The sequence below is a fragment of the Sphingobium sp. genome (genome assembly GCF_003248505.1).
Classification (GTDB): Bacteria; Pseudomonadota; Alphaproteobacteria; order Sphingomonadales; family Sphingomonadaceae; genus Sphingobium.
Genome location: NZ_QFOA01000111.1, coordinates 1 through 7483 on the forward strand (window position 1 = coordinate 1; position 7483 = coordinate 7483).

Annotated in this window: 5 protein-coding genes and 1 other annotated feature; all 5 genes read right to left on the reverse strand. The window is 59.3% G+C overall.

The window, feature by feature from the left end; all coding sequences use genetic code 11:
- The coding region (locus DI606_RS18775) for a SulP family inorganic anion transporter (protein ID WP_293985391.1) at positions 1-1053 on the reverse strand (1053 nt) is incomplete at its 3' end.
- Between the two features lie 214 nt (positions 1054-1267).
- Positions 1268-1319 (reverse strand) — a sequence feature (sul1 is cis-regulatory element that is thought to sense ions involved in sulfur or methionine metabolism; They are found in Alphaproteobacteria).
- 189 nt (positions 1320-1508) lie between these two features.
- Positions 1509-1682 (reverse strand): hypothetical protein, encoded by a 174-nt coding sequence (locus DI606_RS18780; RefSeq protein WP_225246946.1) that lies wholly within the window; start codon positions 1680-1682, stop codon positions 1509-1511.
- 249 nt (positions 1683-1931) lie between these two features.
- The gene (locus DI606_RS18785; protein WP_225246947.1) at positions 1932-4082 is read right to left on the reverse strand and encodes an integrase; all 2151 of its coding nucleotides are present in this window, start codon (positions 4080-4082) and stop codon (positions 1932-1934) included.
- On the reverse strand, positions 4079-5881 hold the full coding sequence (locus tag DI606_RS18790; protein WP_225246948.1) for a hypothetical protein: 1803 nt from the start codon (positions 5879-5881) through the stop codon (positions 4079-4081). Before DI606_RS18790 ends, DI606_RS18785 begins: the two co-directional genes overlap by 4 nt.
- Positions 5878-7287: a site-specific integrase gene (locus tag DI606_RS18795; RefSeq protein ID WP_225246949.1), complete on the reverse strand. Its 1410-nt coding sequence runs from the start codon at positions 7285-7287 to the stop codon at positions 5878-5880. The genes DI606_RS18790 and DI606_RS18795 overlap by 4 nt, the downstream gene beginning before the upstream one ends.
- Between the last annotated feature and the right edge of the window lie 196 nt (positions 7288-7483).

Here is a 7483-nt window from a genome sequence, read left to right on the forward strand (position 1 = left end):
ATCCTTCAGGTTCTTGATCGAGGACCAGGAGAAGGTACCGATCGACACCATGATCATGATCGCCACCAGCGCTGCCATCGGGATCTGGCTGACGAGATCACCGAGCACCAGGATCATGAACAGCAGGAAGACGCCGGCGCAGAAGGTCGAGAGCCGTCCCCGGCCGCCCGACTTCACGTTGATGATCGACTGGCCGATCATCGCGCAACCCGCCATACCGCCGATGAAGCCGGTCACGGTATTGGCAACGCCCTGGCCGACGCATTCGCGGTTCTTGTCGCTCGGCGTGTCTGTCAGATCATCGACGATCTGCGCCGTCATCAGAGATTCCAAAAGCCCAACCGCGGCCACCGCCACGGAATAAGGCAGGATGATCATTAGCGTTTCGAGATTGAACGGGATCTGCGGAATGAGGAATATCGGCAGGGTCGAAGGCAACTCACCCATGTCGCCGACGGTGCGGATGTCGAAGCCGAAACCGATCGACAGCGCGGTCAGGACCACGATGCAGACCAGCGGCGAAGGCACGGCCTTCGTCACGTATGGGAACAGGTAGATGATCCCGAGGCCGGCCGCGACCAGGATGTAAGTGAGCATCGGAACATTCGTCAGCTCCGGCAACTGTGCCATGAAGATCAGGATGGCAAGCGCGTTGACGAAGCCGGTCATCACCGACTTTGAGACGAAGCGCATCAGATAACCGAGGCGGAAGATGCCGGCGACGATCTGGATAAGACCTGCCAGGACGGTGGCCGCCAAGAGATACTGGAGGCCATGGTCGCGCACCAGCGTGACCATGAGGACTGCGGTGGCGGCAGTGGCGGCCGAAATCATACCGGGACGGCCGCCGACGAAGGCGATGAGGACGGCGATCGAGAAGGAGGCGTAGAGGCCGATCTTCGGATCGACGCCAGCTATGATCGAAAAAGCGATGGCTTCGGGGATAAGCGCCAGAGCCACGACAAGCCCGGCCAGCACATCCGCCCGGATGTTGCCGAACCATTCGGTTTTGAGGGTTCCTATGAAATCGCGATTCAAGTTTTTGTTCTCCATGCCGGCGACGCTTGGGAGTCCGTCCGCGCGGCGGGTCAATTGTGAATAGGTGAGTGGCGTCGCGCGCACGGATCGTGAGCGTGTAGGGCACGGCAAGCGCCGTGTGGTGACCGACGTCGGTTTTATGGCGTGATCAGGCCGTCTTGGTCATTGGGGAGATCCAATCGGAATACTCATGGCAGCGATATCGAGAAAGATATGTGCAGGAGTTAGCTGGTTGCCGGGGGATAGGCGCCCGGAGAAGCCACCCGCAGGGCGGGTCCGTTGATGGTGGCAATATTGCGGCAAATAGGCGTGAGATCAAGCTCAAATTGCAAGTGGTCCAAGGCTGAGCAAAAAAGCGACGAGGAAGCCGGCGGGTATAGGCGCATATTCCTCGCCCCTTCGACATCTTCTTATGGAGATGCTGCTGTCGCTCCGGCGTGCGACATCATAAGAAAGAAATATCGCCGCCCTCATTCGAGGTCAGTGAGATAGAGTGCGATGTCGCTTGCAAACTGCTCATCCTCAGCTTGGGCCTGAGCGACGAGGGCGGCAAGCTCGGCCTCCGCCATAGCGCGTTCGGTCTTGGTGAAATAGCAGCTCCGAAGCTCCGCGCGCAGTTCGTTGATTTGATCGAGAGTGGTCATGTTGATCGTCTCCTTTTTGATGACGTCAACGGGCGACGTGCGCACGAAGCCCGGGTCAAGGAGCGCGAAGCGACCGCCAGCGGCGGCGAGTGGGGTGCCGGTTTTGTCGGAGCGCAGGGAAACGGAGCGGAGGCAAAATCGGGGGGCCACGCTCGTCCTTGAGGCGGGGTGAGCAGCCGTAAAGTAGGACGGCAGAAAGAAGAGAACCCGCGGACCCGACCAGGGGACGCGACCGTATTCCATAAAGAGCTATCGTCTTGTGACGTCGATATCGGAAAGAACCTTCTCGATCCTTTGGAGATCTTGCTCGACGGCCAGGCGCTGAAGTTCGGACAATCTCTTCTCCTTCAGCACGCCCCTGGCATTCTCCGCCGCCCCTGCCCATGCGGGGCGGTGGCGTGCCGTTATACAGGCGTTGGGGCATCTCGACGGCTCGCACAGCGAGATCATCGGAGCAGACTGGTTGCCGGCGGCATGGCGAAGACAGACGGCGTTAGCAGGATCAAAAAAGCAATCGGCCAACACGCCGACATGGAGGGTGCGCGCCGTGTCGGCCAACATCACGCGGAGGCGACCACGGTCAGCAATCATGCCGGAAAGCGGGTGCAACTCGGACGCCGCGCCGTCAAGCGACTTGGCGATCCGTACCGCAGCAGGGCCGGAAAGCCCGGAGCCCAATTGCCTCTCGTCGAAATAGGTGAGGATATCGTCCATCTGCCCGAGGCGCCGTTCAGTCTCGACCTCTGTCAGAAATCCTGATCGGCTGGAGCCCGCATAGCCTTCGAAGGTCGCAACGGAGACGTGCTTGTATTGGACCATTCCTGCGACCGTCCCAAAGGGCCTGTTGGCTATGTGCCAGGCAATTGTTCGACGGAACTGGCGCGTCGTCAGTTGCCACGGACGTCCATCGGGGCCTGGCGGTATGATCGGCTCGGCCTCGGTTCCAAATCGATCGTTCAGATAATCGCGAAACTGATTCAGTCGGGTGACGACGTCTGTTGCGAGCGCCTGCTTGCGAGCGTGTGCGAGAGACAGGACTGGCCAAAGCGTCAGGGTGCCTCGCTGCTGCACAGAGCGGAGGTTGAGCTGTTCGAGGACTGAAATCGCCGTCGCCACGGGTGCGATGGTGATCCATTCCGCCTCTTCGCCCCGCACTTCCTTGCCCTTGTAAGCGACCGACTTCACGCGGTGCCTGTTGATCAGCCCGTCCTCGCTGCGAGTGACCGACAGGCAGCCGGGACGCATCGCCTGCACTTCACTGTCGCGCATGCCTGTCAGGTAGGCGCAGACGACATAGCAGGCGGCTTGCAGCATCCGCTCTTCTATCGCCAACGACCGCGCATCAAAACGAGACCGCCAGGGCCGGCCGGTATCAGGATCGACTGAAATCTGCGTATCCATTCCGCCGATCTCGGTCCCCAGTTCGGCGATAACAGCTTCGACGGTGCGCCTCATCTCGTCATTGGGTTGACCGCCGGCAGATCGTTGAAGATTGGCGTCGGCGCCGATATGGAGATAGATCAATTGCCAGTTCAGAGGCGGTTCTAACCCCGAAAATGATGCTGGCCCGCCGATCCTGACAGGCCAGGCTGGAATGCCGCGACCCTGCCGACGGCGTTCATCGAGATATGCATACAAGCGAGCTTGTCGCTGCGCTCGTCGTTCGTTGCGATGCGTGATCGCATCTTCAGCACTGAGCGCCTCGTGGTGCTGTTGGAGTGCCAGCAGTTCATTGCGCGCGGCGATGATGTCGGGCGCGAATACAGTCACATATTTGAGCGACCATGCGAGCAACGGTTTGATGATCGCTTCCGGGATCCGCGGTGTACGGTTCTCCTCCGCCCTAAATCTATATCCGGCGACCTCTGCGGGCTTGCGACCATCCCATGGCTCAAAGGTGAGCTTCGCCACGGTCAGGTGTTTGCGGAAGACATACAGGTCGAACACAATGCCTAATAATTGCATGACGATGATCGGCCGCCGACCACGACGAAGAAACCTGGCGAAATCGTCAAGCAGGGCCTGGTTGACGCTGCGGAGGTCGAAGACACCATGAGCCGCCTTGATGAAATCGAAGAAGCTGCGCGCGCAACGGAAAAGGCGCCGGACATTCACTGGCGTCGCTCGCATCTTGTATCCCGGCAGATCAGTGTTCAGTCGGACATACAGGTAATCTCGAAGAGCCGCGGCGATCTTCGGGTCGTCGATAACACTGAAATCCACAGTAGCGTCGGAGCTACGGGCGTTCTCGCGAAAAACCGCAGGGTTCAAGTCCCATCTGTCGTCGCCATAGCGCGACAGGGCCGACCGCTCGAAACCGGGGCGCAAAGCTGCGGTGGCCAGCACTGGGCGGCCGTCGAAATCCGTAGTGACGATGGGAAGGTTGGCGATGGCTTTCACTGTAACGCCTCCGGCGGCATGTAGTTGGACACCGGTTCGCTGGCGAGCACACGACGTGCCTCCTCGACGGTCGCCGCCCCGAACGCTGGCAGGATCTGCATGGTGATGCGAGCGTGCGCGGTTGCGAACTTCGCCGCCCAATGACCGGCGGAAAGCGACAGGCGCTGGTCTTCAAGGAAAGCGAGAAACGAGAGTATGGCGGGGAGCTTGCGGGCGGTGATGACAGCGTTCGGACACTCAAGACAACCCCAGAAGGGTTGTGAACAAGGCGAACCGGGATCGGCATAGGGGCTTGAGAAGAACCCACCGCAGCTTGCCAGCCAGATATCCTGCCTTCCATCCAGGAGTGAGATCGGATCGCATCCCACTGGAGCGGCCTCCAAAGCGGTACCCGGGTCGTTCCGCCAGGTCTCTTCCTCCTCTGGCGTCAAAACGGTCGACGACAAAGCTGATGTGAATGCCTCGGTAAATGCATCAGCGATCGTCGCCTCGTGCAAGGGGCGGAGTGAGGGAATATCAGCATAGTGCCGAGCAGCCACCTCCTTGGTATGACCAACGGAAAAACGCGTCATGTGTCCCTCGGTCTTTAGATACCAGAGAGCCTTGTGCGTCTTGCGAAGTCGCGAAAGCGTTAGATGGAATGGCCGACCGTCATCATCACGAATGTTATGCTGTACCGTCCATGCATCGATGCGGTGCTGGGGATGATTGACCCCCGACTTTAGCGCGCCGAACCCGTAGTAAAGCCAAAGGCAGTCGGTCGGCCGATGTTTGCGTGCGGCGGCGGTCCAGGCGATTATTTGGCGGATAAGTCCTCCCGGCGTTCGCGGACCGCCGTCGCGCACACGAAGTGTCTTATGCTCGGCGCCACGAGCCCGCCGTTTGACATAAGCAATCTCGACCGTGCCGTTTGCAGGATTCCGAAGGCAATCGACCCTCAAGCTCTTGCAGCACTCGGGTTCCAGTCCGGTCTCGAGCGCCAGAAACACCAGGAGCGGGATGATGTCGTGAGACGTCAAATAGTGCCGTTCGTGAAGTTGATGGCAGAGCCTTTCCGAAGAGAGGCCATGAACCCTTCGGGCATCGTTGAGAACGTGATATTTGGGATCTGTGTGACGGACGATACCCTTGGCCCCGATGTGCGAATGGATCTCTTTCTCCATAGCCAGCAGTCCGCTGTACGAGTTCATTGGCTTAGGATCGCGAAGGCGTTGAACGATCGCCATGATATCCGCACGGGCAGCATCGCGAAGCTGCCGTGCAATGTAAGGGCTGTATGCATCGCGTGGATGCGATGGCGGTATCGGCCTCAGCGTCACGTAGGCCAGCCGATCGCGAAGCTGCTCATCAAATGCAACAGTCCCTTCGGATGCCACTTCTCGCAGCGCCACAATGATCTTCGTCAAAATAAACAGCAGATGAATGTTCGACTTGCCCTTTTCCGCTAACCAAGCTTCAAAGCCATCGATATGATCTGCCCTCAGGCGGTCAGCGGCATCAGGTTCATTTTTTGTCTCGACCAGGTACGTCAAGAACATCGGCAAGATACGCACGTAGTCCGTAACAGTTGATTTGACGGACAGGCGACCACCCAGACCAGCAAGTCGTCGTAGCGCTCGTGCGAAAGCAATCGCAAGCCATCGCGGGGCAAGATGAGCGTAGTCGATCAGGACTTTGCTGCCATCCTGTGTGTCGATGATAAATCGTAAACCGGTCACTGTCTCCGGCTCATCGCACGGGGATATGGCCAACTCGCGATTGAAAGAGACGGCTCGGCCTTTTCGAGGATGCTGGCTCATAGCCGGTCCCCGCCTGGTAGCAGTGCAAGCAGTTCGGCGACGGCGGTGTCGACTGTATCTGCGCGGGTGGCGATATGATCCAGATAAATTGAGGTGGTCTCGAGACTTGCATGACCCAGAAGCCGCTGCACCTGTTGCAGGGGATCTCCGAGGATCCTGCGATAGCCTTCCGCCGGTCCGGCCGAACTCGCCAGGGAACCGCCATCGAGCTGGCGCTGAATCAGCATTGCGAGCATATGGACTGCGAAGGTATGCCGGAGTTGATGTGGACTGATGTCGATCGGCAGTCCGTTCGCCTGGCAGCGATGGCACGCCCGTGCGAATGCGACTTCCCAGGAATTTGGGCGCACCGGCTGGCCGACCTCTGTCACCCACAAAACCGCTGGTTCGATTGGCGTGCTATCCGCATTACAGATGACCAAACGCTCCCGTTCGTCCGGCGAGAAGACTTCCAGCGGGACAGTTCGCCCGTCGACGAGTAAAAGATTCCCTGAGCACGCGGTCGGTCGACGCACCAGAATTGGACGTTCTACGAGGTTCCAACCTTCGCGGGCCTTGAACTTTGTGACTGCGTGGGTGCGCTCAACACGAATGTAAGTCTGGAGCCGCTGAAGCAGACCGTCGGGGATAAGGATTGCCCGTCCGCGCTCGCCCTTGGTGAGACCTGCCGGCAAATTGAGCCATGTCTGACGACGAGACGCATTCGCCGCAGGCAAAGCGTCGAGCTCGAACACCAGAAGAAATGAGGCCTCTTCCAGCCTCAAGCCGGTTACCACCAGCATCTCCGCAAACAACGCGTTGCGAAGTCCGTTCCTGTCGCGTGCGCCCGGGCGCTCCGCTCCGTTTGCAGAAAGGCCGCGTAGCCCGACGTCCCGGAACTGTCGAAAATCCTCAAGCGTGACAAAACGGATGGTGTTTTGATTGGCACGTCCTTCGAATGCATCATTGCGCGTGATTAACTTGCCTTGACCACGCGTCCGATTGCGTCGCCAGATCTCGCGATGCGAAAAAGGGCTCGAAGGGAGAAGTCCCTCGCGCACTCCCCACTCATACAGCTTGTCGATTGCTGCGATTGATCTGTTCCACGACGCCGCCGAGATCCGGATTCCCGGTTCGCCTCTTCTACGAATGCGGTGGAAGGCTTCGACATCAGCGCGGGCAGCTTCCCAGACGGTCTTGTCGCAGACTTCCGTGAGGAAGCGCAACCACACCATGATGTCGTAGCCGTAAGCGCGAAGAGAGTGCCGGGAGCGAACTCCGTTGAGCGGCAGGTCGAGAAAGAAACGGTCAACGTCGGCGTCATACAGTTCACCGTCGCATAAAATACGCGGCACATAGGCATCGAGGCCATCGGCGGCCCGCCGCTCTTCGAGCGTGACCTTTGATGAAGTGTCAAGAATATGCATCGTTTGTCCAACCCTCCCCCAGACCCCCACCCGGGAGCCCGCGTCTACGGGAGGTGCTAGAGCCGCCGGCACTCTCCAGGCCGGCCTCCGCCAGCTATTTGGGAGCGCTGCGACCGGCCTGGAAAGCGCCTTCCCTCAGCATGCGCATCGACGTAGCCAAGGTCGGTAGAGTCGGTGCAGACTGTCAAGATAAGGC

Excerpts from the sequence above, each read along its gene's own strand:
- DI606_RS18780 (WP_225246946.1), bottom strand. The coding sequence starts at position 1,682 with ATGACCACTCTCGATCAAATCAACGAACTGCGCGCGGAGCTTCGGAGC.
- DI606_RS18790 (WP_225246948.1), bottom strand. The coding sequence starts at position 5,881 with ATGAGCCAGCATCCTCGAAAAGGCCGAGCCGTCTCTTTCAATCGCGAG.
- DI606_RS18795 (WP_225246949.1), bottom strand. The coding sequence starts at position 7,287 with ATGCATATTCTTGACACTTCATCAAAGGTCACGCTCGAAGAGCGGCGG.